The sequence below is a fragment of the Kribbella sp. NPDC050281 genome, assembly GCF_040655855.1.
Classification (GTDB): Bacteria; Actinomycetota; Actinomycetes; order Propionibacteriales; family Kribbellaceae; genus Kribbella.
Genome location: NZ_JBFAKS010000050.1, coordinates 20,697 through 46,462 on the forward strand (window position 1 = coordinate 20,697; position 25,766 = coordinate 46,462).

Annotated in this window: 21 protein-coding genes; 10 read left to right on the forward strand and 11 right to left on the reverse strand. The window is 69.1% G+C overall.

Annotated features, from left to right (window positions below):
- Nucleotides 1-17: 17 nt before the first annotated feature.
- The 3 genes from AB0I34_RS38085 (at nucleotide 18) to AB0I34_RS38095 (ending at nucleotide 3,418) form a co-directional block, all read left to right on the forward strand.
- On the forward strand, nucleotides 18-1,877 hold the full coding sequence (locus tag AB0I34_RS38085; protein ID WP_360455350.1) for an acyl-CoA dehydrogenase: 1,860 nt from the start codon (nucleotides 18-20) through the stop codon (nucleotides 1,875-1,877).
- A 319-nt stretch (nucleotides 1,878-2,196) separates the two neighbouring features.
- On the forward strand, nucleotides 2,197-2,967 hold the full coding sequence (locus tag AB0I34_RS38090; RefSeq protein WP_360455353.1) for a DUF4097 family beta strand repeat-containing protein: 771 nt from the start codon (nucleotides 2,197-2,199) through the stop codon (nucleotides 2,965-2,967).
- Nucleotides 2,968-3,169: 202 nt separating this feature from the next.
- Entirely contained in the window at nucleotides 3,170-3,418 is a 249-nt protein-coding gene (locus AB0I34_RS38095; protein WP_360455356.1) for a DUF6458 family protein, read from the forward strand.
- Between the two features lie 3 nt (nucleotides 3,419-3,421).
- Here AB0I34_RS38095 and AB0I34_RS38100 read toward each other — a convergent pair whose 3' ends face one another.
- The 9 genes from AB0I34_RS38100 to paaN all read right to left on the reverse strand — a co-directional run bounded on the left by AB0I34_RS38100 (nucleotide 3,422) and on the right by paaN (nucleotide 15,318).
- Nucleotides 3,422-5,203: an NHL domain-containing thioredoxin family protein gene (locus tag AB0I34_RS38100; RefSeq protein ID WP_360455359.1), complete on the reverse strand. Its 1,782-nt coding sequence runs from the start codon at nucleotides 5,201-5,203 to the stop codon at nucleotides 3,422-3,424.
- A 377-nt stretch (nucleotides 5,204-5,580) separates the two neighbouring features.
- On the reverse strand, nucleotides 5,581-7,215 hold the full coding sequence (locus tag AB0I34_RS38105; protein ID WP_360455362.1) for a hypothetical protein: 1,635 nt from the start codon (nucleotides 7,213-7,215) through the stop codon (nucleotides 5,581-5,583).
- A gap of 142 nt (nucleotides 7,216-7,357) precedes the next feature.
- On the reverse strand, nucleotides 7,358-8,260 hold the full coding sequence (locus tag AB0I34_RS38110; RefSeq protein WP_360455365.1) for a carbohydrate ABC transporter permease: 903 nt from the start codon (nucleotides 8,258-8,260) through the stop codon (nucleotides 7,358-7,360).
- Nucleotides 8,257-9,156 carry a sugar ABC transporter permease gene (locus tag AB0I34_RS38115; RefSeq protein ID WP_360455368.1) on the reverse strand — a complete coding sequence of 300 codons (900 nt, stop codon included), beginning with the start codon at nucleotides 9,154-9,156 and terminating at the stop codon, nucleotides 8,257-8,259. The genes AB0I34_RS38110 and AB0I34_RS38115 overlap by 4 nt, the downstream gene beginning before the upstream one ends.
- 43 nt (nucleotides 9,157-9,199) lie before the next feature.
- Nucleotides 9,200-10,477 carry an ABC transporter substrate-binding protein gene (locus tag AB0I34_RS38120; RefSeq protein WP_360455371.1) on the reverse strand — a complete coding sequence of 426 codons (1,278 nt, stop codon included), beginning with the start codon at nucleotides 10,475-10,477 and terminating at the stop codon, nucleotides 9,200-9,202.
- A gap of 205 nt (nucleotides 10,478-10,682) precedes the next feature.
- The gene (locus tag AB0I34_RS38125; protein ID WP_360455374.1) at nucleotides 10,683-11,714 is read right to left on the reverse strand and encodes a zinc-dependent alcohol dehydrogenase family protein; all 1,032 of its coding nucleotides are present in this window, start codon (nucleotides 11,712-11,714) and stop codon (nucleotides 10,683-10,685) included.
- Between the two features lie 5 nt (nucleotides 11,715-11,719).
- Complete coding sequence (locus AB0I34_RS38130; protein WP_360455377.1) at nucleotides 11,720-12,247, reverse strand: flavin reductase family protein; 528 nt, start codon at nucleotides 12,245-12,247, stop codon at nucleotides 11,720-11,722.
- Nucleotides 12,248-12,260: 13 nt separating this feature from the next.
- On the reverse strand, nucleotides 12,261-13,646 hold the full coding sequence (locus AB0I34_RS38135) for a serine hydrolase (RefSeq protein ID WP_360455380.1): 1,386 nt from the start codon (nucleotides 13,644-13,646) through the stop codon (nucleotides 12,261-12,263).
- Complete coding sequence (gene paaN, locus AB0I34_RS38140) at nucleotides 13,639-15,318, reverse strand: phenylacetic acid degradation protein PaaN (RefSeq protein ID WP_360455383.1); 1,680 nt, start codon at nucleotides 15,316-15,318, stop codon at nucleotides 13,639-13,641. Before paaN ends, AB0I34_RS38135 begins: the two co-directional genes overlap by 8 nt.
- A gap of 73 nt (nucleotides 15,319-15,391) precedes the next feature.
- Between paaN and paaI the strand changes: the two genes are divergently transcribed.
- From paaI to paaK, 3 genes are read left to right on the forward strand one after another with little or no spacing between them, the layout of a single operon-like run.
- Complete coding sequence (gene paaI / locus AB0I34_RS38145) at nucleotides 15,392-15,823, forward strand: hydroxyphenylacetyl-CoA thioesterase PaaI (RefSeq protein WP_360455386.1); 432 nt, start codon at nucleotides 15,392-15,394, stop codon at nucleotides 15,821-15,823.
- Nucleotides 15,820-17,025 carry a 3-oxoadipyl-CoA thiolase gene (pcaF, locus tag AB0I34_RS38150; RefSeq protein WP_360455389.1) on the forward strand — a complete coding sequence of 402 codons (1,206 nt, stop codon included), beginning with the start codon at nucleotides 15,820-15,822 and terminating at the stop codon, nucleotides 17,023-17,025. The genes paaI and pcaF overlap by 4 nt, the downstream gene beginning before the upstream one ends.
- 15 nt (nucleotides 17,026-17,040) lie before the next feature.
- Entirely contained in the window at nucleotides 17,041-18,336 is a 1,296-nt protein-coding gene (gene paaK / locus AB0I34_RS38155) for a phenylacetate--CoA ligase PaaK (RefSeq protein ID WP_360455392.1), read from the forward strand.
- A gap of 18 nt (nucleotides 18,337-18,354) precedes the next feature.
- On the opposite strand, the gene AB0I34_RS38160 is transcribed toward paaK, so the two are convergent.
- On the reverse strand, nucleotides 18,355-19,044 hold the full coding sequence (locus tag AB0I34_RS38160; protein ID WP_360455395.1) for a DUF433 domain-containing protein: 690 nt from the start codon (nucleotides 19,042-19,044) through the stop codon (nucleotides 18,355-18,357).
- A 223-nt stretch (nucleotides 19,045-19,267) separates the two neighbouring features.
- On the opposite strand from AB0I34_RS38160, the gene AB0I34_RS38165 reads away from it, so the two are divergent.
- The 3 genes from AB0I34_RS38165 (at nucleotide 19,268) to AB0I34_RS38175 (ending at nucleotide 21,067) form a co-directional block, all read left to right on the forward strand.
- Complete coding sequence (locus AB0I34_RS38165; RefSeq protein WP_360455399.1) at nucleotides 19,268-19,807, forward strand: DinB family protein; 540 nt, start codon at nucleotides 19,268-19,270, stop codon at nucleotides 19,805-19,807.
- Nucleotides 19,804-20,316, forward strand: a complete 513-nt coding sequence (locus AB0I34_RS38170; protein ID WP_360455402.1) for a DinB family protein — start codon at nucleotides 19,804-19,806, stop codon at nucleotides 20,314-20,316. The genes AB0I34_RS38165 and AB0I34_RS38170 overlap by 4 nt, the downstream gene beginning before the upstream one ends.
- 124 nt (nucleotides 20,317-20,440) lie before the next feature.
- Entirely contained in the window at nucleotides 20,441-21,067 is a 627-nt protein-coding gene (locus AB0I34_RS38175; RefSeq protein ID WP_360455405.1) for a TetR/AcrR family transcriptional regulator, read from the forward strand.
- On the opposite strand, the gene AB0I34_RS38180 is transcribed toward AB0I34_RS38175, so the two are convergent.
- Nucleotides 21,054-24,293 (reverse strand): BTAD domain-containing putative transcriptional regulator, encoded by a 3,240-nt coding sequence (locus AB0I34_RS38180; RefSeq protein ID WP_360455408.1) that lies wholly within the window; start codon nucleotides 24,291-24,293, stop codon nucleotides 21,054-21,056. The two genes, AB0I34_RS38175 and AB0I34_RS38180, sit on opposite strands and share 14 nt — an antisense overlap.
- Nucleotides 24,294-24,379: 86 nt before the next feature.
- Here AB0I34_RS38180 and AB0I34_RS38185 point away from each other — a divergent pair, with 86 nt between their 5' ends.
- Nucleotides 24,380-25,732, forward strand: coding sequence for a serine hydrolase domain-containing protein (locus tag AB0I34_RS38185; RefSeq protein ID WP_360455411.1), 1,353 nt, complete (start codon nucleotides 24,380-24,382; stop codon nucleotides 25,730-25,732).
- Nucleotides 25,733-25,766 lie beyond the last annotated feature (34 nt).

Consider the following 25,766-nt stretch of genomic DNA (forward strand, 5'->3'; position numbering starts at 1 on the left):
AGAGGTAGGGGAACCCTGTGAACCACTACAAGTCGAATCTGCGGGACATCGAGTTCAACCTGCTCGAGGTCCTGGGCCGTGACGCGGTGCTCGGGCAGGGCCCGTACGCGGACATGGACGTCGACACCGCGCGTGAGGTGCTGGCGGAGATCGACCGGCTGGCCAAGCACGAGCTCGCCGAGTCCTTCACCGAGGCCGACCGCAACCCGCCGGTCTTCGACCCGGAGACCCACGAGGTCCGGATGCCCGAGGCGTTCAAGAAGAGCTACCACGCCTACATGGACGCCGAGTGGTTCAAGCTCGAGCTGCCGGCCGAGCTGGGCGGACAGCCGACCCCGCCGTCGCTGCGCTGGGCCGCCGCCGAGCTCGTGCTCGGTGCCAACCCGCCGGTGCACATGTACGCCGCCGGCCCGAATTTCGCGCACGTGCTCTGGCGCAACGGCACCGAGCGGGACCAGAAGATCGCGCACCACATCATCGAGCGCGGCTGGGGCGCCACCATGGTGCTGACCGAGCCGGACGCCGGTTCCGATGTGGGTGCCGGGCGCACCAAGGCGACGCTGCAGGAGGACGGCAGCTGGCACATCGAGGGCGTCAAGCGGTTCATCACCTCGGGCGAGCACGACCTGACCGAGAACATCATCCACCTGGTGCTGGCGCGGCCGCAGGGCATCGACGGCGTCGGTGGTCCGGGCACCAAGGGCCTCAGCCTGTTCGTGGTCCCGAAGTACGACTTCGACCTGGAGACCGGCGAGCTGACCGGTGAGCGCAACGGCGCCTTCGTCACGAACGTCGAGAAGAAGATGGGCATCAAGGTGTCCACCACCTGCGAGATCACCTTCGGCGACGGCGTACCCGCCAAGGGCTGGCTGCTCGGCGAGGTGCACGACGGCATCGCGCAGATGTTCCAGGTGATCGAGTACGCGCGGATGATGGTCGGCACCAAGGCGATCGCCACCCTGTCCACCGGCTACCTGAACGCACTGGAGTACGCGAAGGAGCGGGTGCAGGGCGCGGACCTGACCCAGCCGGCCAAGGACGCGCCGCGGGTCACCATCACCCACCACCCGGACGTCCGCCGGTCCCTGATGACCCAGAAGGCGTACGCCGAGGCGCTGCGGGCGCTGGTGCTGTTCACGGCGACGTACCAGGACCGCGCCGAGCAGGCCAGGTACGCCGGTGAGCACGACGTGGTCGCCGAGGGCGTGAACGATCTGCTGCTGCCGCTGGTGAAGGGCTACGGCTCGGAGAAGTCGTGGACTCTGCTCGGCACCGAGTCGCTGCAGACGTTCGGTGGCTCCGGCTTCCTGCAGGACTACCCGATCGAGCAGTACGTCCGGGACGCCAAGATCGACACCCTGTACGAGGGCACCACGGCGATCCAGGGCCAGGACCTGTTCTTCCGCAAGATCATCAAGGACCAGGGCAAGGCGCTCGGTCACCTGGCCGAGCAGATCCAGGGCTTCGTCGCTTCCGAGGCCGGCAACGGCCGGCTGAAGGAGGAGCGCGGGCTGCTGGCGAAGGGCCTGGAGGACACCCAGAAGGTCCTGGGCGTGATGGGCCAGGCGCTGATGGCGAGCAACCCGCAGGCGGAGAACGGCGACCCGCGCAACATCTACAAGGTCGGCCTGAACACGTCGCGGCTGCTGTACGTGCTCGGTGACGTGGTCTGCTCCTGGCTGATGCTGCGGCAGGCCGAGGTCGCGCTGGACAAGCTGGGTGGCGAGCTCTCCGCCGCCGACCAGGACTTCTACACCGGCAAGGTGGCCGCGGCCCAGTGGTTCGTCCGCTCCACCATGCCGACGGTCCGGGCCGAGCGGATCAAGGCCGAGCTCACCGATCTCGACATCATGGATCTGCCCGAATCCGCCTTCTGACCCGTACCCCTCCGGCTCGACCACTTGCGCGGGTCGAGCCGGAGGCCCGGGCAGATGATCTGCCCCGGGTTGCCCCCACGATCTGCCCTGGTGAGGAACCGCTGTTTGTAGGAGCGTTTCTGCCCGTGGCAACACAACGGCCCTGGCTTGGCTTCCCCTGTCCGAGCCAGGGCCGTCCCCTGTTCCCCCGCCGTACGCCGGGGGTGACCTCAGGAAGCCCTCAGGGACGCCTCGGGGGATCTGCCGGATCCTGCGGCACTGCCGGTCGGCCTACTGTCGAGCAGACAACGAGGCGGGGCAGCAGAAGAAGAGGCGGACGATGGCGGAGAGCAAGCAACTGGGGGCTGTGCTTCTGGTGGTCGCGGCGGGACTGGCGTTCTGGACCTTCGGGGACCGGGACTCCGACGACACCCACACGATCGACGATCGGATCACCACCGTCGAGCTGTCCGCCGAGAACGCCGACATCACGATCAGGGTGTCCGGCGACGACCAGACCACCGTGCAGGAGAAGCGCAAGTACTGGCTCTGGAAGCACGGCGACGCGTACTCCGTCGACAATGGCACGCTGAAGCTCGATGGCGACTGCGGCTGGCAGTGCAGCGCCGACTTCGAGGTGACGGTCCCGCGCGGTACCAAGGTGATCGGCCACAACGGCAGCGGTGACGTGTCCATCGCCGGGGTCAGCGGCGTCGACACGAAGTCCACGTCCGGCAAGGTCGAACTCAGCGACATCAGTGGTGACGTGAAGGTCGACCTGACCTCCGGCGACGTCGAGGTGTCGGACCTGACCGGCAAGCTCGACGTGACGGCGAACTCCGGTGACATCGAGGCGCGCGGCCTGAAGGGCGGCCCGGTGAACGTCGAGACCACCTCCGGCGACATCCAGCTCGACCTGGCCGAGGCGAACGACGTACGAGCGAAGGGCACCAGCAGCGACATCGACATCTCCGCGCCGTCGGGCGGCTACAAGGTCAGCACCGAGACCCGCAGCGGCGAGGTCGACAACCAGCTCGGCAACGACGCCGACGGGTCCCACACCCTCGAGGCGACCACCACCTCCGGCGACATCGACCTTCAGACGCGCTGACCGTCCGTGTTTATCCGCGGGTACAGATGGGGTGGCGCAGGCGACAGCGGGCGTTGATGGATAACGCCGCCACCGCGGAGTAGCGTCAAGGGTGTACGGGCGACTTCACTAGGAGGCTCGACATGGGCGAGCGAAGCGAGCACATCATTCGGCACCGCGCACCTCGTGTCTCATGCGCGCCCGGAGCGAAGCGAGGACGTGCATGAGCATCGGTGTGGGGATCTTTCTGATGGTGGTGGGCGCCATTCTGGCGTTCGCGGTCCGGGACTCGTGGGAGGCCGTCGACCTGACCGTCGTGGGCTACATCCTGATGCTCGCCGGCCTGGCCGGCATCGTGCTCTCGTTCTACATCACGAACCGGCGCCGTCGCGTCGAGACCGACGCGATCGACCCCGCGGTCGAGGAGGAGTACCGCGTCGTCGAGGAACACCACCGCGACATCCAGGAGTAGCTCTCAGGCGGTTCCGCCGGATAGCACCAGTTCGAGTCGGGGTGCGCCGTCCGGGGTGACGCGGATCGGGACGCCCCAGTCCTGGCGGTGCATGTGGCAGGCCGGGAACTCGACCTCGGCCGAGTCGTCGCACGACGCCGCCTGGACGGCGACGTGCAGTACGCCGTCCCCGACCCGCTCGTCGATGACGAGCCGGCGGCTCAGATCGGTGGAGTCGCCGGCTCCTTCACGCAGCAGGTTCTCCGGCGTCGACGACACCAGCAGGCGGGTCGACGGTCCGTACCGATCGTCCAGCTTCTGCCCCGGCGGCGGCGTGAAGACGACCTCCAGCGTCACCTCTCCACCAGCGACATCCATCGGCGGCCGCTGCGTCCTGGTGCTGAACTCGTCCGCCTTCGCCGACGCACCCAGCGGGATCCGGGTCAGCCGATGGGCCGCCGACTCGACCACCAGCAGTTCGTTGCCCACGACAACAGCACCGCTGGGCTCGGCCAGTCCGGTGGCCATCGTGTCGACCACATCGGTGCGCGGGTCATAGCGTCGTACCGCGCCGTTGTAGGTGTCGGCGATCGCGATCGAGCCGTCCGGGAGAACGGTCACGCCGAGCGGGTGCTGGAGCAGGGCCTCGCTCGCCTTGCAGTCGCGCAGGCCGAAGTCGAACAGGCCGGTGCCAACGGCGGTGTGCACCTCGGTGTCGATCCAGCGCAGCGCGGAGATCTCGGAATCGGCCAGCCAGAGCCGGTCCCCGTCCGCCGCGAGGCCGCTCGTCTGCGCGAACCACGCCTCGGCCGGGGCGCCGTCCTTGAGTCCTTCGTTGGTGGTGCCGGCGGCAACTTCCGTGACCTTGGTGAACGGGTCGTACGTCCACAACTGGTGGACTCCGGCCATCGCGATCCAGACCTTGTCCTGCCACCAGGCGACGTCCCAGGGCGAGCTCAGTACGTCGGTCTCGTCGCCGTCCATCCACTGCCTGCCGGTGCCGACGAGGGTGGTGACCTCGCCGGACTGCAAGGCGATCCCCCGGAGCGCGTGGTTCACCGTGTCCGCGACGACGACGTCGTACCCGAGTCTGGCGGCCTGCTCGTCCGGCAGCAGGGTCAACCCGTTCGGTTCGGCGAACCGTGCCTCCGACGCGCCACCGTCGACGAAACCACGCTCGCCGGTGCCGATCCGCCGTACGACGGTGGTCGCGTCCGCGGCCAGCTCGACGATGCTGTGGTTACCGGCGTCCGCGACCAGGAATCCGTTGTCCAGAGCAACGACCTTCGCGGGGAATCGCAGGTCGGTGGGCTCGGCCGGCGGAGCGACGTACGGGGACTTCCCGCGGGTCAGCGTGCCCGCCTGCTCGTGCTCGGCGATCAGCTCGGCCAGCTGGGCGTCGAGGGCGTGCGCGTGTCCTTCACCGGAGTACTGCGCGACGATGTACCCGTTGGGGTCGACCAGGACCAGCGTCGGCCAGGCCCGTGCGGTGTAGTTCTGCCACGTCACCAGCTCGGGGTCGTCGAGCACCGGGTGGCCGACCTCGTACCGCTCCACCGCGGAGCGGACGGCCGCTTCCTCGCCCTCGTGCGCGAACTTCGGCGAATGCACGCCCACGATCACGAGCGCGTCGCCGTACTTCTCCTCCAGCGGCCGCAACTCGTCCAGCACGTGCAGGCAGTTGATGCAGCAGAACGTCCAGAAATCCAGCAACAGGAACCGTCCCCGGAAGTCCGCGAGCGACAGCTCCCGCCCTCCCGTGTTCAACCACCCACGACCCTTGAGCTCCGGCGCACGCACATGCATCCCACCATTCTCCGCCGCGGCACAAGAACAGCCGATCCCGGCCCCACCATCCGGACCCGTCTCCTCCCGCCGCCCCGCCGGTGGTGTACAGACCGACAGGTAGTGCACCGGCGAGACACCGTACACAGAAACGCACGAGCGCTTAGCTGCACTACCTACTGGCCCGACACTACCTGTCCATCTGCACGCTGCCACTCCAGCCGAGACCGACGACGCACACATCAGACAGCAGAACTGGATGTCCCCTGAAATGCAGGCAGGTGCGGGGCGGGGGGGTGTGCGGGCGGTGGGTGTCCGGGGCGGGCGGTTGCGCGGCGGAGGCTGCGGGCTGTTGCGGGCGCGGTTGCCGAGGCGGGTGGTGGGCCGCGGGGAGTGGGTCAGCGGGGGAGGACGAGGGTGTCGGTGAGGAGTTTGGCGGTTTTGCGGAGGGTGGCGGGGGACGAGGAGAGGTCGGCGGCGAGGGCGTAGGGGGTGAGGGGTTCGCCGGGGCCGACGAGGCGGTGGCGGTGGGCCAGGAGCCAGACGATGGCGCGCGGCCAGGTGGAGAGGCGGGCTTTGGCGAGCAGATCGGGAGCCTCACGGACCAGGCGCTCGGCGATGTCGAAGGCGTCGGGAGCGTACGCGTTGCCCAGCGTCTCGCCGGCCATCAGCCAGGCGTGCGGAGCGAGGACGGACAGGGTGGCGGCCTGGGACTTGTCGAGGCCGTGCAGATCCGGCTGTGGCGGTGACCCGAGACCCGACAAGGCCCGATACGCGTCCTCCAGGTCGTTGGTGGTGTCGTCGAGGAAGACCCGCTCGCCCGGTTTCGAACCGACCGGGTCGACCATCGCCGCGGCCTCCAGCGCGGGCGTCCACACGTCCACCGCGTCAACAGCCTCGTCGATGGCGTCCAGCGCCAACTGGGTCCGGTCCCCCGCGAACCCCAGCCAAGCCTTGACCACCACCGGCACGGCCTCGAAGTAGGTGCTGTCGGCAAGCACCTTGCGGGGCAGCCAGTGCGCCAGGAAGAGCTCGACCAGTACGGCGCTCACCCGCAGCGGACCGCCGACGGTGTGGTCCACCGCATGGTCGATCCACAGCCGCACGATGTCCGCCGCGTCCCCGGGCAGGCCGGCGCCGTACGACGACTCGAGGAAATCGTCGACCAACTGATCCCGCTGCCTCGGTGACAGCAGTGGGCGGACCGGTGGCCGGATGGGCCGCTCCGGCAACTGGGTCAGCCGGTTCACCAGCAGGGCCGAGAAGAACTCGAAGTCCTCGCTGACCGGCGGCTCGTCGTAATCGTTGGTCTCACCCAGCGCCTGCAGGATGATCCCGGCCGCGGTCGGCGGGCGGACCGAACGGATCGTCACCCGGCCGCCACGCTGGTACGCCTCCAGCACCCGGTCTACCGGCGGCCCGACGAACACGTCCTTCACGATCGCGCCGATGTTGTTGTCGATGAACACCACCACGGTGTGCGGATGGTGGTCGTCGTCGTAGTCCAGTACGACGCTCAGCCCGTCGCCACTGATGTCCTCGGACACGATCGCGCTGGTCAGCCGGAACCCGGCGATCCGGGTCACCCACTCGGGCACCTCGGCCTCGGTGCGCAGCCGGGACAGGTGTGCCCGCTGCAGCGGCAACCGGCCGGCCGGACCGACCGTGCGGGCCAGACTCGTCAGCAGGACAAAGGATTCGAGGTCGCGGCGCTCACCGAGGACCCGCGCGGCATCGGCCCAGAAGAACCGCTCCACCTCGCCGATCTCGTCCGGCCTGCCGGCCGGCCAGAGCTGGTCGGCGAGCATCGCCGCGGACCGCGCGACGGAGGCCTCGGCGATCACCGGGTGCAGGGCCGGCGGCGCGGCGGCCAGGTCGAGGGAGAGCGTTTCCAGCAGGGTTTCCAGCACGGCGACACTCGGCGTGGTGTCGACGTCGACACCAGCCGTGGGTCCGTGGGTCGGGCCCGGCGCCGAATCGACCAGCCGCAGGTGGCTGCGCCGTCCGTCCCGGCCTCGCGGTGACTTGGTCACGTCCGCGACATTACCGCCCGGTCCCAGTCCGCCGCAGGCCCGTGCGCGCGTCCTGTGGACAACAGGCTCGACACGCCGTCACAGAACGACTGCGGCCCGTGCTTGGAGTAGCACGGGCCGCAGTCGTACGTCGTACTGCCGGTCAGCCCTTCAGGGCACCCGCCATCAGCCCGCCGATGAACCAGCGGCCCAGCAGGATGTAGACCAGCAGGGTCGGGAGCGAGGTGATCAGCGCGCCCGCCATGCTGGCCGCGTAGTCGACCTTCTGCCCGCCGGCGAGAGCCGCCAGGCCAAGGGTCACCGGGCCGTTGTTCTGCTGGGTCAGGAACAGGGCGAACAGGAAGTCGTTCCAGACCGAGGTGAACTGCCAGATCAGCGTCACCACGAACCCGGAGATCGAGATCGGCAGGATGATCCGGAGGTAGGTCTGGATCAGCCCGGCACCGTCCACCCGGGCCGACTCGATGATCTCGTTCGGCACGATCGTGGCGTAGTAGTTGCGGAAGATCAGCGTGCAGATCGGGATGCCGTAGATGCAGTGCGCGATGATCAGCGTCGGAACGCCCCGGGTGACGTCCAGTTCGGTGAACGTCGTCCGCAGCGGCAGCATGATCGCCTGGTAGGGGATGAACATCCCGAACAGGATGAACGCGAACACGATGTTCGCCCCCGGGAACCGCCAGCGGGCCAGCACGAACCCGTTCACGGACCCGATCATCGAGGAGATGATCGCGGCCGGGATCGCCAGTGACAGCGAGCGGATCATGTACGGCTGCAGCACGTCCCAGGCCTTGCGCCACGGCTCCAGCGTCCAGGTCGTCGGCAACGACCACTGCGCGGCGGCGGTGGTGTCGGCGGACGTCTTGAAGCTGCCGATCACCACGACGTACACCGGGGTCAGCACGAACAGCAGGAAGAGCAGCAGCAGGAGGTACCGAACGGTCCGGCTGCGCCGGGTCGATCCGTCCGAGATCATCCCGTGCTTCTGCGGCTTCCGGCGGATCGCGGCGGCGGCCTGGCCGGTCGCGGCCTCTACGGCGGTCATTCCTCACTCTCCTGCCGGACGGTGTACGCGACGTACGGGATGACGAGTACGGCGACCACCGCGAGCATCACGATCGCGATCGCGGCCGCCTTGGCCTGGTCACTGCGCAACAAGGTGTTCCACATGTAGATCGAGGGCACCTCGGTGCGGAACTGGTTCGGCCCGGTGATCGCGTAGATCAGGTCGAACAGCTTCAGCGACATATGGCCGAGGATGATCAGCGCCGACAGGGCGATCGGCGACAGCTGCGGGAACAGCACGTGCCGGTACAGCTTGAACTCCGACGCGCCGTCGACCCGGGCCGCCTCGCGCAGCTCCGGCGGGATCCCCCGGAAGCCGGCCAGGAACAAGGCCATGATGTACCCGGACAGCTGCCACACCGCCGGCAGGGCGATGGCCATCATCGTCGTCCACCGGCTACCCGCGGTCCACCACGGATTCTCCAGGAAGTTCAGATGGAGAATCGAGAACAGCCGGTTCAGCCCGCGTGCGTCGTCACCCTGGGACGGGTTCAGCAACCAGCCCCAGACGACGCCTGAGGCGATCATCGAGATCGCCATCGGGAACAGGTAGATCGACCGGAAGACCGACTCGCCAGGGACGCCCTTCTCCAGCAGGAGCGCCCAGAGCACGCCGAAGATCAGCGTGCCCACGATGAACGACACCGTGAGCACGCCGAGGTTCTTCAGTGAGTTGAGGAACCGGTCCTCGCTGAACAGGTTCGTGTAGTTCTCGAACCCGACATAGTTGACCGGGCCCTTGCGGGCCGTGTGCCGGTCGGTCAGCGAGGTGTTGAACGTCCAGGCGATCAGCCCGTAGACGAAGTACCCGAGCAGCAGCACGGTCGGCAAGAGCACCAGGGCACCAGGGCCCCAGGTGCGGATTCTTCCGTGCATGCTCAGTCCTCCGGCCCGCGACCGGTCCGCAACTCGATCCGCATCAGTTCGTCTTCATCGCGGCGCCGATGGCGGACTGCAGCTTGGCGACGTCCGGGCTACCGCTGAACTGGCTCAGTGCGGACAGGATGTCGTTGTTCTGACCCAGCGTGCAGGCTGCACCGTGGGCGCAGGACGGGACGATCGTGTCCTTCTTCCAGTCGGCCATCGCCCCCTGCTGGTACTTCGGGTAGTCCGCCGGCGTTGCGTCCGAGCGCGCCGGGATCGAGCCCTTCTTGGTGTTGAACGCCTTCTGGCCCTCGGCCGAGCCGACGGTCTTCAGCCAGCACTTCGCGCCGTCGGGGTCCGCACCGTTGGTCGGCAGCGTGAACGAGTCCGCCAGGAACTGGAAGTTGCCCGCGGTCCCCGGAGCCGGCCAGTAGGTGTACGCCGAGTCCGGAACCTTGTCGGCCAGCTGCTGCGCGGCGACCCAGTCACCCATCAGCGTGTAGCCGGCCTGGCCCTTGTTCACGTACCCCAGCGCGTCCGGCCAGTCGATCGCCTCGCGGTCCGCGTTGGTGTAGGTCAGCAGCTTCTTGTACTTGTCCAGTGCAGCGGTCACGTCCGCACCGGCCCAGTCGGTCTTGCCGTCCCACAGACCCTTGAACTTGTCCGCTCCGAGGTCCGCCAGCAGCACGGCCTCGACCAGCATCTCCTGCGCGAAGCCCTTGGAGATCGCCAGCGGCGCCTTGACGCCCGCGGCCTTCAGCTTGTCCATGTCCGCGATCCACGCGTCCACGCTGGCCGGCGCGGTGGCACCGTCGATGCCGGCCTTCTTCAGCACCGCCGGGTTGGCCCACACCACGTTCGCGCGGTGGACGTTGGCCGGGATCGAGTAGATCTTGCCGTCGACGGTCAGGTTGTCGATCAGGTTCTGCGGGAAGGCCTTGTCCAGCCCGTAGTCCTTGTACAGCTGGCTGACGTCGTCGACCTGCCCGGCGTTGATGTAGTCCTTCAGCTCCGCGCCGGCGTGCGCCTGGAACGTCGACGGCGGCTTGCCCGCCTGCAGGTCGTTGGCCAGCACCTGCTTGGCGTTCGACCCGGCGCCACCCGCGACCGCGGAGTTGACGAACTTGAAATCCTTGCAGTCGGTGTTGAACACCGAGACCATGCCGTCCAGGCCGGCCTTCTCTCCGCCATCTGCCCACCAGGTGAAGACGGTCACGTCCTTGCTGGCCGCCGAGTCTCCCCCGCCGCCACCGTCGTCGCTGTTCCCGCAGGCGCTGACCGCGAGAAGACCCGCCGCACTCAGCACCGCGAGGGTCTTGCTCAGACCACGCATGTTCACTCTCCGATCACTTGGGTGGAGCCGCCTGTGACAACGATGCCCCCTTGACGGCCCAACTCTGGGCACGCGGCCTGCCGAGTGTCAACGCTCCGCGCAGGCGCGTTGCGCAGCCGTGACCCCGCGCGCCGCACGAGTGTGAGAGCGCGCACATCCGGTGCCCGATCAGGCACCATGAACAGTCGCGTTGCGCGAAACTTTCCTACGGACGCAGCAGAACCTTGATCGCCCGCCGCTCGTGCATGGCTTTGTAGCCCTCGGCCACTTCCGCCAGCGGCAACTCGAGGTCGAACACCTTGCCCGGGTCGATCTCACCCGCGAGTACGTCGGCCAGCAGATCCGGCAGGTACGCCCGCACCGGCGAGGCTCCGCCGGCCAGGCCGATGTTGCGCCGGAACATCAGTCCGATCGGCGCTTCCATACCGTGCGGCACCCCGACGAACCCGACCATCGCCCCGGCCCGCGCGACGTCGAACGCGGTCGTCATCGCCTGCCCGGTCCCGACACACTCCAGCACCGCGTCCGCACCGACCCCGTTGGTCAGTTCGAGTACGGCGTCCCGCGCCGCGTCCCCGCGTTCGGAAATGATGTCAGTGGCACCGAATTCCACGGCAAGCTTCTGACGCGGCTCGTGCCGTGACAACGCCACCACACGCTCGGCCCCCATCCGCTTGGCCGCGAGTACGCCGCACAGTCCGACGGCGCCGTCACCGACCACGACGACCGTGTCGCCGGCCTTCACGCGCGCAGCGCGGGCGGCGTGCCAGCCCGTGCCCATCACGTCGGACAGCGCGAGCAGCGACGGGACCATTGAGTCGTCCGGCGGCTCGGGCGTTGCCACCAGCGTGCCGTCGGCGTACGGGAGCTTGACGTACTCACCCTGGCCGCCGTCGGCCTGGTCGGTGCCATAGCCGACCCGGTTCTGGCAGGCGGTCTGGTACCCGGCCTGGCAGTTCGGGCAGGTGCCGTCGCTCACCACGAACGGCGTGATCACGAAGTCGCCGGGCTTGACCGTGCGCACCTCGGCGCCGACCTCCTCGACGATCCCGACGAACTCGTGCCCGATCCGCCGCGGCGCGGGCACCGGGCTCTCCCCGCGGTACGGCCAGAGGTCGGACCCACAGATGCACGAGGCAACAATCTTCACCAGAGCATCGCCGGGCCCGTCGATCTTCGGATCCGGGACGTCTTCCAGCCTGATGTCGAACGGGGCATGAAGCATCGTGGCACGCATGCCACTCAGCCTAGACCTGGTGTGCTGTACCGGCCGCGGCGGTGGACCAAGGGTGGGATCTCGTCGGCGGCCAGTTCCACGTGGGCGATCTCCAGCTGGACCTGGAGCGCCCAGCCGACCTCGGGCGGGTCGGGCGTGACCAGGGTGCAGCCGGCCCAGGTGGTGACACCGACCGGAGCCGGGCCCCAGGCGGTGTCTGTCCAGTCGACCAGCCGGAACGGGCCACCGGGGGCCGGCGCGACATAGCCGAACGCGTCGGCGAGCTGCTGATGCGGAGCACCGAGCAGGGCGACGACCGCGGTCCTTGCCTCGCGCAACGTCTCCCAGAGATCCGACTCGGCGTCGATCAACCCGATCACGTAGCCCGGATCACCGTCGGCGACCAGCATGGACGACACCGTGAGCCCTGCGCGTTTCCCGTCGTGCGCGCTGGTCCACAGCCCGACCGGCGACGGCAGCCGCCCGCGCAGCCGGCGGACCGGACTGCGCTCGGACTCAGGCGGCAAGAACGGGTGATCGCCGTGGATCGTCATACCCGCACGGTACTTACGGCGCGGTCACGCGGGACGGCAGGGTGAAGCGGTCGATGGGCTGGATGAGCAGGCCGTGGGCGCCGCGGATCGTGTCGGGCCGTCCGTCCGCGTCGAAGGTGAACCTGTACCGCTGCCGGTAGGTGCCGGCGCCGGAGTCGTCGGTCACGAGCAACGTGTCGCCGTCGGCTTCCAGCACGATCGGCCTGTCCGCCGGATTGCCCTGGGCCGGATCGAGGGCATAGAGCCGGCCACCGAGCAGGACGATGTCGCTGACGCCCCACACGTTGGCGTACCGACCGGTGAAGCGGGCCAGATCGGCCGGGTCGGCCGGGCGATCCTTCGACTCGGCCAGATCGAGCAGGCGGAAGAATCCCCCGGCCAACTGCCCGGCGGGACCGTCGATCGAGTTCGTCAGTACGGAGACCGCGATCCCGGCGGATCCGTCGACCATGGACTGAGTGATGTGCCCCGGGTAGCCGCCACCGTGCCCGAACAGTTGCCGGTCGCCGGTCTTCGCGATGTCCAGACCCAGCCCGTAGCGCGGCCAGTCGTCCCGCGTCGTCTGCCACAGCGGGTGCTGCATCTCGCGCTTCGACCTGTCCGTCAGCAGCCGGTCGTCACCGGGCAGATGCGCGGAGAAGTAGGTCACCAGATCGCGGGCGTTGCCGAAGAAACCGGCCGCCGCGGCCAGCGCGCGGGTGTCGACGTGCTCGATCGGGACCCGCTCCGGCGCGTACGACAGTGCGCTGTAGCCCGCGGCGTACTCCGTCAGCCGGGCCGGATCCAGCTCCGGACCGAGCGCGGACAGGCCGAGCTTGTCGACGATCGCGGTCTGGACATACGAGGTGTACGACGTACCCGCCGCGGCCTCGACGACCAGACCGAGCAGGCCGTAGCCGAGGTTGGTGTACATGAAGCGCTCGTTCTCGCGCAGCACGGCCGTGGACTCCTGCCGCAGGACCGCCAGCAGCTGGTCGCGGTCCGGAAAGCTCGTGTCCAGCTGCCACCAATCGGCTTCGTCGCTGTCTCGGGTGATCCCGCCGGCGTGCGCGAGCATCTCGCGGACGGTCCGCTCACCCAGTGGCGCGCCGACGAGCTCGGTGACGTGCTGGGACACCTTGTCGTCCAGCCGCAGCCGCCCCTGCTCGACCAGCTGGAACACGGCCGTCGCGGTGAAGGTCTTCGAGTGCGACGCGATCCGGAACAGGTGCTGTTCGGTCAGCGGTACGCCGTCCTCCACGTCCGCCATCCCGTACGCCGTCGAGAAGGCGATGCCGTTCCCGGCGTACACCGCGGCCTGGACCCCGGGCACCCGCAGGAAGCGTTGGTTGAACGCGAGCCAGGTGTCGTAGTAGGCGAGTACTTCGCGCAGGTTCTCGGAATCCGGAGCGTCAGACATGACGCCTAGATTGAATCACGCGGAAGCGACTCGCAACGTAGGCGCCGTCGGTGTACGTCGCGTTAGCGGCCGGATTCGCGCCGGTGCCGTGGAAATCGCTGAAAGCAGCCGATTGATTGACGAACACCTGGCCGGTCAGGTTCTCCGACAGCGCGACCCCGGCGTCGAGCGCGGCGTCACGGGCCTGCTCGAGGACTCCGGCGTCGGTCGAGTAGATCCCGGCGGTCATCGCGCCGCCCTCGGTGACGGTCGACCGGAACAGGTCGATCGACTCCGCGGTGTCCGCGGTCCGCACCAGGAACGACACCGGCCCGAAGCACTCACGCCCGTACACCTCGTCGTCCTTGGCGTCGATCGCGACCAGCAGCGGCGTACGCACCACCGCGTCCGGGAAGGACGGGTGCTGGATCGCACGGGACTCCAGCACGACCTCGCCGTACTCCGGGGCGAGCTCGAGCCGGCTGATCACGGCCTGGTTCACGATCCCGCCGAGGATCTCCACCGCGCGGGCGTCGTCGCCGAGCAGCTTGCCCATCGCGCCGGCGATGCCCGTACCGACCTCGTCGAAGGACTTGTGCCCCTCGTCGGTCTCGATCCCACCGGCCGGGACGAAGATGTTCTGCGTGGTGGTGCACATCTGGCCCGAGTACAGCGAGAGGGTGAAGGCGAGGTTCCCGCAGAGCGCCTTGAACGCGTCGGTGGAGTCGATGATGACCGCGTTGACGCCGGCCTTCTCGGTGAAGACGGTCGCCTGGGTCGCGTTCTGCTCCAGCCACTCACCGAACTCCGTGCCGCCGGTGAAGTCGATCAGCTTGACCTCAGGCCGCTGGGCCAGCGGCTTGGCCAGGCCGTCACCGGCGCGCTCCACGGCCAGGGTGACCAGGTTCGGGTCGAAGCCGGCCTCGGCGAGCACCTCGCGGCAGACCTCGACGGTGATCGCCAGCGGCAGGACCGCGAGCGGGTGCGGCTTCACCACGACGGCGTTGCCGGTGACCAGCGACGCGAACAGGCCGGGCCACGAGTTCCAGGTCGGGAACGTGTTGCAGCCGATCACCAGCGCGACACCACGGCCGGTGACGGTGAACGTCTTCTCCATCCGGATCGGGTTGCCCTTGGCCGGCTTCTCCCAGGTGGCCTCGGCCGGGTACCGGTTCATCTCCTCGTAGGCGTACGCGACCGCCTCCAGTGCCCGGTCCAGCGCGTGCGCGCCGCCGGCCTGGAACGCCATCACGAACGCCTGCCCGCTGGTGTGCTGGACCGCGTTGGCCAGCTCGAACACCCGCTGGTGCAGCCGGGCGAGGATCTCCAGCGTGACCCCGGTCCGGGCGTCGATCCCGGCCTTGCGCCAGTCGGAGATGCCCTGCTGAGCCGCCGCCATCAGTTCGTCCAGCCCATCCTCGACCGACCGCGGGTAGGCGACGTCCATGGTGATCCCGAACGGCGACTGCTCGGTGATGACCGTGCCCCGCGACCCCGGGGTGTCCAGGGCGTACGTCGTACTCAGATGGGCCTCGAAGGCGGCCTTGCCGTCGGCGGCCGCCGTCTCGCCGTACACCCGGGGACTGGGAGACTCCGGGAACGCGGAGTGGTAACCGCGGCCGCGGATGGCCGCGATGGCGGCGTCCAAGCGTTCGCGGTGGGTGGCGAGCCGATCGGTACCGATGGTGGTCATGGCTGCGATGTTACAGTCAACGGCACAATCAGAGATAGGTTGTCACAACAGTAGTTCTCGATGGGGCGAATCCATGGGTGACGAGCTGGCGGCCCGAGTGGCCGCGGCGATGTGGGCGGAGGACACCGCCAGCGCCGGCCTCGGCATGCGGCTGGTCGACGTCGGCGAGGGCACGGCCCGGCTCGAGATGCCGGTGCGCGAGGACATGGTCAACGGGCACGGGATCGCGCATGGTGGATTCGTGTTCAGCCTGGCCGACTCGGCGTTCGCGTTCGCCTGTAACTCGCGCAACCAGGTGACCGTCGCACAGGCCTGCGACATCGTCTTCGTGGCCCCGGCCCGGCGCGGTGACCTGCTGGTCGCCGAGGCCCACGAGCGAACCGCCTTCGGCCGGAACGCGATCTACGACGTGACGGTCCGGCGCGGCGACGAGGTGATCGCCGAGTTCCGCGGCCGCAGCCGGCAGTTGTCCGGCACGATCCTGGCCCCGGAGGAGGAGTCATGACCCGTGAGGCGTTCCTGGTCGACGGCGTGCGTACGCCGATCGGACGGTACGGCGGTGCGCTCGCGACTGTCCGGCCGGACGATCTGGCCGCGCACGCGGTGTCCGCGTTGCTGGCCCGGCACAGCTCGCTCGATCCGTCGCTGATCGACGACGTGATCCTCGGCTGCGCGAACCAGGCCGGCGAGGACAACCGCAACGTGGCCCGGATGGCGGTGCTGCTGTCCGGTCTGCCGGTCGAGGTTCCGGGGTCGACGATCAACCGGCTGTGCGGCTCCGGTCTGGACGCGGTCGCCTCGGCCGCGCGGTCGATCGTTGCTGGCGACAACGAGATCGTGATCGCCGGCGGGGTCGAGTCGATGTCGCGGGCGCCGTTCGTGATGCCGAAGGCCACGACCGCGTTCTCCCGGCAGGCGGAGATCTTCGACACCACGATCGGCTGGCGGTTCGTGAACCCGGTCCTGCAGGCGCAGTACGGGATCGACGCGATGCCCGAGACCGCGGAGAACGTGGCCGCGGAGTTCGACGTCTCTCGTGAGGACCAGGATCTGTTCGCGCTGCGCAGCCAGCAGCGGGCCGCGAAGGCACAGGCGAACGGGCGGCTGGCCGAGGAGATCGTCCCGGTCGAGGTCCACGGCAAGCGGGGTGGGGTGACGGTCGTCGATGCCGACGAGCACCCGCGAGAGACCTCCCTGGAGGCATTGGCCGGGTTGAAGACTCCGTTCCGCTCGCCGGGAACGGTCACCGCCGGCAACGCGTCGGGCGTGAACGACGGCGCGGCTGCTCTGCTGGTGATGAGCGGCGACGCGGTCGATCGCCTCGGCGTCACGCCTCTCGCTCGGATCGCCGGTACGGCGGCCGCTGGGGTGCCGCCGCGGATCATGGGCATCGGCCCCGCGCCCGCCACCCGCAAGCTGCTCGCCCGCACCGGCGTCGCGCTGTCCGACATCGGCGCGATCGAGCTGAACGAGGCGTTCGCGTCCCAGTCGTTGGCAGTACTGCGCGAGCTCGGTCTCCCCGACGACGCCGAGCACGTCAATCCGAACGGCGGCGCCATCGCCCTCGGCCACCCCCTGGGGATGTCCGGCGCCCGCCTCGCTCTCACCGCCGCCTTGGAGCTTCGCCACCGCGAGGCCGGGTACGCGCTCGCAACCATGTGCATCGGAGTGGGTCAGGGGATCGCGACCCTGCTCGCCCGTCCCTGATCGGTAGGTGGTGTGATGCTCGGCGATCCCTGTCCCGATGACCTGCGTGACGACGGCGAACGGCTGTCCGTCGACGAACTCCGGTCCCGTCAGCTGTCGTTGCTGCAGACAACGATCAGGACGACGTACGAGAACGTCCCGCATTATCGGGCCGCGCTGGACTCGGTCGGCTTCGCGCCGGGCGATCTGAAGTCGCTGGAGGACCTGGGCCGGTTGCCGTTCACGGCCAAGGCGGATCTGCGCGACAACTATCCGTTCGGGATGTTCGCCGTACCGCGGTCCGAGGTGGTGCGGGTGCATGCCTCGTCGGGTACGACGGGACGGCCGACGGTGGTTGGGTACACGCGGCGGGATGTGGATACCTGGGCGGATCTCATGGCGCGGTCGATCCGGGCGGCCGGTGGGCGCGCGGGCGATGTGTGCCATGTTGCCTACGGCTACGGCCTGTTCACCGGTGGTCTCGGGGCGCACTACGGTGCCGAGCGGTTGGGGTGCACCGTCGTACCGGTGTCCGGCGGGATGACCGAGCGGCAGGTCGACCTGATCCGTGACTTCGGCGCCCGGATCATCATGGTCACCCCGTCGTACTTCCTCGCCATCGTGGACGAAATCGAGGCGCGCGGCCTGGATCCGCGCGACACCTCGCTGCGGATCGGCATCTTCGGCGCCGAACCGTGGACCGAACAGATGCGCACCGAGGTCGAGCAGCGGACCGGGATGCACGCCGTCGACATCTACGGCCTGTCCGAGGTGATGGGTCCGGGGGTCGCGCAGGAATGTGTCGAGACCAAGGACGGCCTGCACATCTGGGAGGACCACTTCTACCCGGAGATCATCGACCCGGTGACCGGCGAGGTGCTGCCGGACGGCGGGATCGGCGAACTGGTCTTCACCACGCTGACCAAGGAAGCCTTTCCGGTACTGCGTTATCGCACGCGGGACCTGACCCGGCTGCTCCCGGGGACGGCACGGCCGGGAATGCGGCGGATGGAGAAGATCACCGGCCGCACCGACGACATGATGATCGTCCGCGGCGTCAACGTGTTCCCCACCCAGATCGAGGAACAGATCCTGCTGGTCGAGGGTCTGACCCCGCACTACCTCTGCGTCCTCACCCGCCCCGGCCGCCTCGACGAACTCACCGTCCAGGTCGAAGCAGCCCCCGGCCTCACCGACCCCGCCACCGCCGGCGCTCAACTCGCCCGCCGCATCAAAGAGCGGGTAGGCGTCACCGCCACCGTCGAGGTCCTCGCCCCCCACGCCCTCGAACGCTCCCTCGGCAAGGCCAAGCGGATCAAAGACAACCGCTAACAGGCTGAGAGCCTGGCCTCAGAGGAGTACGTCGGCCTGGGATCGCGGGTGGCTGGACTTGCGGAAGGCGGGTGGGCGGATGTGGGGGCGGACGAGGGCCTCGACCTCGAAGTCCTCGAGGTTGAACTTGGCGGCGATCTCGCGGTACGTCGCCCCGGTGCGGACCCGATCGATGACGCCCTCGACGCGGACCCCGGAGCCCTCGACGAGGGGTTGGCCGCCGGCTCGTTCCGGATCCACGACGACATCCACATCGTGATAGATGACGAGGCGCAGCGTTCCGGCGTACCCGTCGTCGGCCCAGCCGATCGCGGCCGATCCCCGGCGTAGGACGCCGGGCAGACCGCCTTGGCTGTCGCGGATGCGTTCCCAGCCCTGTTCGCGGCCCTCGGCGGCGATCTCGATGAGCAGATCCCGGCCGTCGTGCGCCAGCCCGGACCACGCCAGCGGGTAGTGCCGGCCGGCGCGGGACCGCAGCGCGATCGCCGCTTCACCGATCGCCTGCAGCGACAACCCGGCGTACCTGAGCTGTCGCAGCATGTGTGTCTCGACCAGCCCGGCGAAGGTGATCGTCGGCTCCCCGCGTCCACCGCTGACCGCCTCCAGCGCCCCCGACCGCAACCAGTCCCCGAGCGTCGTCGCGGGCAACCCGAGTTGGAGCGCCACCTCGGCACGTGTGTACAGCGGCAGGTCGAACCGTGGATCCACGTCTCACCTCTTCGCGCGGTGCGGGCGCCGTCACGCACCAGAGTGCCAGAAACCGGGTTTCCGGCCGGGATCCCGGCTGTGTATCGTGCTGCCTGCCGGAGGGATCGGCATCCCCCGGTGGCGGAGAGGAGGTGAGCGCGATGTCGAGTTCGACCGTCGTGCTGCCCGTCCGCCGTACCCGCGGCTGAGACCGGGCGGCTCCCTTTCAGTACAGGAGCTTTCAATGACCGAAGTACAGCGTCCGCCGCTGACCGCCGACGAGCGCGTCCAGCTGACCGGATGGCTCGACCTGCAACGTTCCTTCGTCCGGATGAAGTGCCAGGGGCTCAGCGAAGAAGATGCCCACCGCAAGCTTCTGCCGACGTCGCCGCTGATGACGATGGCCGGCCTGGTCGCGCATCTGCGCTGGAACGAGTATTCGTGGTTCCAGCTCGCCCTGGCCGGCGTCGCCGACACCGGCCAGACTCCGTGGACGGAAGGCGGTCACCCCGACGCCGAGATGTTCGTCGACGACGTACCCATCGCCCAACTGCTGGACGAGTACGACGCCGAGTGCGCGCGATCCAGCGAGACCATCGCCGCCCACTCGCTCGATGCGCTCGAGCAAGGCCCGTACGCCGCGAAGGGTGACGCGGCGTCCTTGCGCTACATCCTCTGCCACATGATCGAGGAGACCGCGCGCCATGTCGGCCACCTCGACATCATCCGGGAGCTCCTCGACGGCACCACCGGCTACACGCGTCCGAACGAGGACCCGGCATGAGGCCGCCACTGACAGCGGACGAGCGGACCCAGCTGACCGGCTGGCTCGATCATCTGCGCTCGCTGGTGCGAGTGAAGTGCGAGGGTCTGAGCGAGGCCGACGCACATCGCAGCCTGCTGCCCACCTCGCCGCTCACGACGGTCGCCGGGCTGGTCTCGCACCTGCGCTGGGTCGAGTACTCCTGGTTCACCGAGAACCTTCTCGGTACGCCGGACGAGGGGCAGACCCCCTTTACCGAGGGCGGACATCCCGACGCCGAGATGTTCGTCGACGACGTACCGCTGGCCCGACTGCTCGACGATTACGACGCCGAATGCGCCCGATCGAACGAGATCGTCGCCGGCTTCGACCTGGGTGACGTCGAACGAGCCGTGGTCCGCGACACCGGGCACGCATCGGTGCGGTACATCCTCTGCCACATGATCGAGGAGACCGCCCGTCACCTCGGGCACCTGGACATCATCCGGGAACTGCTGGACGGCACCACCGGCTACGAGAAGCTGAACTGATCCGAGGACCCGGGGTGGGTGGTCTTCACCGCGATGACCACCCACCCCGGTAACCCGGTTACAGCGGCGCCGAGTGGTGGATAGGATGTCCGGCATCTGGCACGGGGTAGCGACAAGAGGTGTGATGAGGGAACCCTCCGTACGCCGTTATTCCGGGCGGTCCGTCGAGGAGTGGAAGGCTGCGCGCCGGGAGCGACTGCTCGCCGCCGCGCTGGAGTTGTTCGGGACCGAAGGCTATCCCGCGACATCGGTGGAACGCCTGTGTACACAGGCGAAAGTCTCCACCCGCCACTTCTACCACGAGTTCCAGAACAAGGAAGCCGTGTTGCTCGCGGTGCACGCGCAGGTGATCGAAACGGCGGTGCGGACCACCGGCGACGCGTTGCGCCGTACCGCCGACCGGCCGGTCGGCGAGCGGATCACCGCGGCCGTCGACAGTTACCTGCACACGATCATGGCCGACCTGCGTCAGGCGCGGATCTCGTTCGTCGAAGTGGTCGGTACCAGTCCGGCCGTCGAGGAGCAGCGGATCGCCTTCCGGGAGCTGCTGATCGGCAGCGTGAACGACCTCGGCGAGACCGCCGTCGGCCGCGGCGAGATCAAGCCCAAGGACTTCCGGTTCCTCGGGCTGGCCTTCTTCGGCGCGGTGAACACCGTGGTCTACGACTGGATGCTGACCGACCCGCGACCGCCCGAACAGACGGTGCAGCAGTCCCTGCGTGAGCTGGCCGTTCAGCTCATGACGAGCTGACCCGCTTCCGCAGTTCGAGCACCACCTGATCCCGGGGCAGCGACGCGCCGGCGTCGTACGCGGCGTCGAACGCATCGTTGCCCAGGGCCTCTTGCAGCCGGTCGAACGCGGCCCGGACGTCGGCGTCGGCGACCGTCCGCAGACCGCGCATCGCCGCCGCCATGCCCAGCGTCCGCGCCGCGAGCTCGGGGTCGCCGGCCAGCTCCTCCACATCCGCCAGGACCTCGACGATGATCGACGCCACCGGCATGTCGTCTGCGGACAGACCGAGCTCGATCGCCTGCTTGCCGTAGCGGCGCGCCTCGTCGAGCTCCTTGCGCGCGATATGCACCCGGCAGAGGTTGGCCAGCATCATCGCCTGGCCTTGCGGCGCCATCCGCTCCACCTCGAGGTCGAGCATCGAGTACGCGCGTTCGCCCAGTTCCTTGGCCTCGTCCAGCCGGCCGGTCCGATAGGCGACACGCGACAACCCCAGGTACGCCATCCCCTGACCGCCACGCGACCCCGTTTCCTCGGCCAGCTGCATCGCTCTGGCCAGGTCCGCACGAGCGCCATCGATGTCGCCGAGCTCGACCCGCTCCGCCGCACTCTGACCGAGCAGCTGGGACACGCCCTCGGTCGTGCCCAGCTCACCGATCAGTCTGAGGGCCTCCTCCACCGACTCGAGCGCGCTCTCGTGGTCGCCACGGCTGCCCTGGAAGCTCGCCAGTCCGCGCAGAGCCATCGACGTACCCCAGCGATCGCCGAGCTGACGGAAGCCGTCGAGCGCCACGGTCAGGTCGGCCGCCATCTGGTCGACCTCGCCGTCGTTCTCGCGGAACATCGCCGTCATCATCACGCCCAGGTTCCGGGTCCAGGGGTCGTCGTGCTCGCGGGCCGCCTCGAGCTCCCGGAACGACGCGGCCTTGTCCCGGCGGATCATCGCCCACACGGCGTTCGTGAACATCCCGACGCCGGACTGTGCGACGTACTCATGACGCCGGCTCAGCCACCGCACCTCGGCCAGCCCGCGGATCGCCGCGTGGAAGTTCGCGCCCGGATCCTCGCTGATGGACAGCGTGCCGATCGAGTACAGCATCAGGGCCATCGCCCGATCGTGCGGCGAGGTCGGTCCCGGTACGGCGAGCGCCGCCTGCATCCAGCCGACCGCCTCGGTCGGGCGGCCGCTCATGTTCCAGTACTCACCCAGCACCGAGACGAGCTGGACCGCGACGCGCGCCGAACCGGTGTCGATCGCATGGCGGAGCGCGTCGAGCAGGTTCTCGTTCTCCGCGGTCAGGCGGGCGATCCACTGGATCTGCTCGCCAGTGCGCAGCTTCGGCTTGGCCTGCCGCAGCAACCGGCTGAAGTACATCGTGTGCGCGTGCCGGAAGCGCTCCCGCTCACCGGCCAACTCGAGCTGCTCGGCGCCGTACGCCCGGACCGTCTCGAGCATCCGGTACCGCACCGAGCGCTCGCCGGCCGCCGCTTCCACGAGCGATTTGTCGACAAGAGACGCCAGTACGCCCAGGATCGCGTGGGGCGGCAGATTGCGGTCGCTGCACACCTGCTCGGCGGCCTCCAGGGTCGCGCCGCCGGAGAACAGGGACAGCCGTCGAGCCACCGCCTGCTCGTCGGGATCGAGCAGCTCCCAGCTCCACTCCACGACCGCGCGCAACGTCTGGTGCCTGGGCAGCGCGGTCCGCGATCCGCTGGTCAGCAGACGGAAGCGGTCGGCGAGCCGCTCCACGATCAGCTCCGGCGTGAGCGCCCGCAGCCGTGCCGCCGCGAGCTCGATCGCCAGTGGCATGCCGTCCAGCCGGCGGCAGATCTCCGCGACCGCTCCCCGGTTCGCGTCGATCAGGGCGAAGTCCGGTCGTACGGCGCGGGCCCGGTCGACGAACAGCTGGATCGCCGGGTACTCGTCGTCGACCGCGTCCTCGGGCGGCAGCCCCAGCGGGCCGACCGGATGCAGGAGCTCGCCGGGGATGCTCAGTGGCTCACGGCTGGTCGTCAGCACCCGGAGGCGCGGGCAGGCCGCGAGCAACGAGTCGACCAGGGCGGCGACCTCCTGCACGAGGTGCTCGCAGTTGTCCAGCACGAGCAGGACCCGGCGGTCCGCGATGACGTCCACCAGCCGCTCGGTCGCGGCCCTCGACGCCGGGAGCCGCCTCGGTGTCCCCAGGGCGCTCTGCGGAGTGTCGATGTACTCGGTCGCGCCGAGCGCGGACAGGACTGCGGGCGCGACCTCCGCGGCGTCACCGAGTGGCGCGAGCTCGACGAACCAGACGCCGTCGCCGCTCTGCGCAACGAGGGACCGTCCGGTCTCTGTCGCCAGTCTGGTCTTCCCAGCGCCACCAGGACCGACCATGGTCACCAGACGCGTCCCGTTGTTCAGCAGTCGCTCCAGCTCGGCCACGTCCTCGCGGCGGCCGACGAAGCTGGTCATCGGTGCACGCAGGTTGCTGTGTGGCGCCGCAGCGGTCGTCGCGGGCACGACACCGTCGGTCGCCACCGGGTCCACCGAGTCCCCACGCAGTACGGCGACGTGTAGCTCGCGCAGACGGGTCCCCGGGTCCGCACCGAGCTCGTCCGCGAGGGTTGCCCGGACCCGCTCGTACGCCGCCAACGCCTCGGCTTGCCGGCCATCGGCGTACAGGGCTCTGATCAGCAGCTCGTGGACGCGCTCGCGGAGTGGGTGGGCGACGGCGAGGCGTTCGAGGTCGGTGATGCGGTCGCGCGCGTGGCCGCATCGGACGGCGGCCTCGGCGAGATCCTCGGCCGCGGCGAGCCGGAGCTCACTCAGGCGGTCGGCCTCGACCGATGCGAACGGCAGGTCGCGGAGGTCGGCGAGCGCGTCTCCGCGCCACAGCTTGTCCGCCTGCGTGAGCAGTGCGTGGGCCTTCTCCGGATCGGAGCCGATCAGCCCGCGGCCGCGGCGTACCAGGTCCTCGAACTGGAGGGCGTCGACGCAGTCGGCCCCCATCGTCAGCGTGTAGCCGGCCGGGCCGGACTGGACCGAGACGCTCGACTCGGTGGCCGGCAGGCCGGCGCGCAGGCGGGAGACGAGCGACTGCAGGGCGTTCGCGCTGGGAGCCTCACTGCCCCACAGGCCGTCGACCAGCGTCTCGACGCTCACCGGGCGGCCGGCGCTGAGCGCGAGCCGGGCGAGCAATCCGCGCAGCCGGACCCCGCGGACGTCCAGCGGAGTCCCGTCGGCCGCCCACATCGCGAGAGGCCCAAGCACCGCTATGCGCACACCTCCAGCCTCGCACATGAGGCCGTCCAAATCCCCCTGCCTTTTGTCACGTCCTTCGCATAGTCTCGGCAGTCGTGACTGACATCGCCGCGGGTACACAGACCGCTCTCACTCGAATCGTTTCCGAACGGCAGACCAAAGGGCGGGTTCCCGGCGTCGTCGGGGCCGTGGCCCGGGCCGGATCGCTGGCCTGGTCGCAGGGCGCCGGATCGGCCGATCTGGGTTCGCCCGGGGTGCCACCGACGGCGGATTCGCAGTTCCTGATCGCGTCGCAGAGCAAGACGCTGACCGCGGTCGCGATCATGGCACTGCGCGACGAAGGCAAGCTCAGCCTGGACGACACGGTCGAGAAGCTGATCCCGGAGAGCAAGCACGAGGGCATCACCGTGCGGCAGATGCTCAGCCACGCCAGCGGCATGCAGCGCGAGCCGGTCGGCGACGTCTGGGACCTGATGAAGTTCCCGGACCGCGAGGAGCTGGTGTCGGGCTGGAACGAGGCCGAGCGGGTCGGCAAGCCGCACCACCGGGTCCACTACTCGAACCTCGTCTTCTCGATGCTCGGCGAGATCGTCGCCCGGATCGACGGCCGGCCCTGGTACGACGCGATCAAGGCCCGGATCCTTGACCCGCTGGAGATGCGCCGTACGACGGTCGGCATGGACGGCGGACCGGCGGCCACCGGGTACTACGTGCCGCCGTACACCGACGTACCGGTGCAGGAGAAGCTGCTCGATCTCGGTGCGCTGAACGCCTGCGGCGGGCTCGCTTCAACTGCTGAGGATCTGGCCAAGTGGGCCATGTTCGTGGCCGACCCGGTGGACGAGGTGCTGTCGAAGGACACCGTGGACGAGATGTGCCAGGTCCAGCTCATGGCCGACATGGAGCGATGGCAGCTCGCCTTCGGGCTCGGCTTCATGCTGATGCGTCTCGGCGACCGCGTGTTCGTCGGACATGACGGCGGCATGCCCGGTCACATCACGTCGACGTTCGTCCACCGCCCGTCCGGCACGGCCGGGATCGCGCTGTTCAACTCGACGTCGTCGCCGGCCCCGAGCGCGCTGGCCACCGATCTGGTGATCAAGGTCCTCGAGGACGACCCGCTGCCCGCCGGCCCGTGGATGCCGGGCGACGCCGTACCGGCCGAGCTCGAAGGTGTCCTCGGCACGTGGTTCTCCGAGGGCCGCCCGTTCATCTTCTCGGTCAAGTCCGGCACCCTCGAGGCGGCCGGCCTCGGCGCCCCCGAACACATCAAGCCGGCCGTCTTCGCCCGCATCTCCGAAGACACCTACCGCACCATCTCCGGCCGCGAAACCGGCGAACTCCTCCGCATCACCCGAGACACCACCGGCACCCCCACAAAGTTGCACTGGGCAACCTACCTCTGCACCCGCCAACCCCTCGCCTTCGGCGAGCACCTCCCCGATTGAGCCGTTTGCCGGGACCCGACCCATCGGCTAGCCT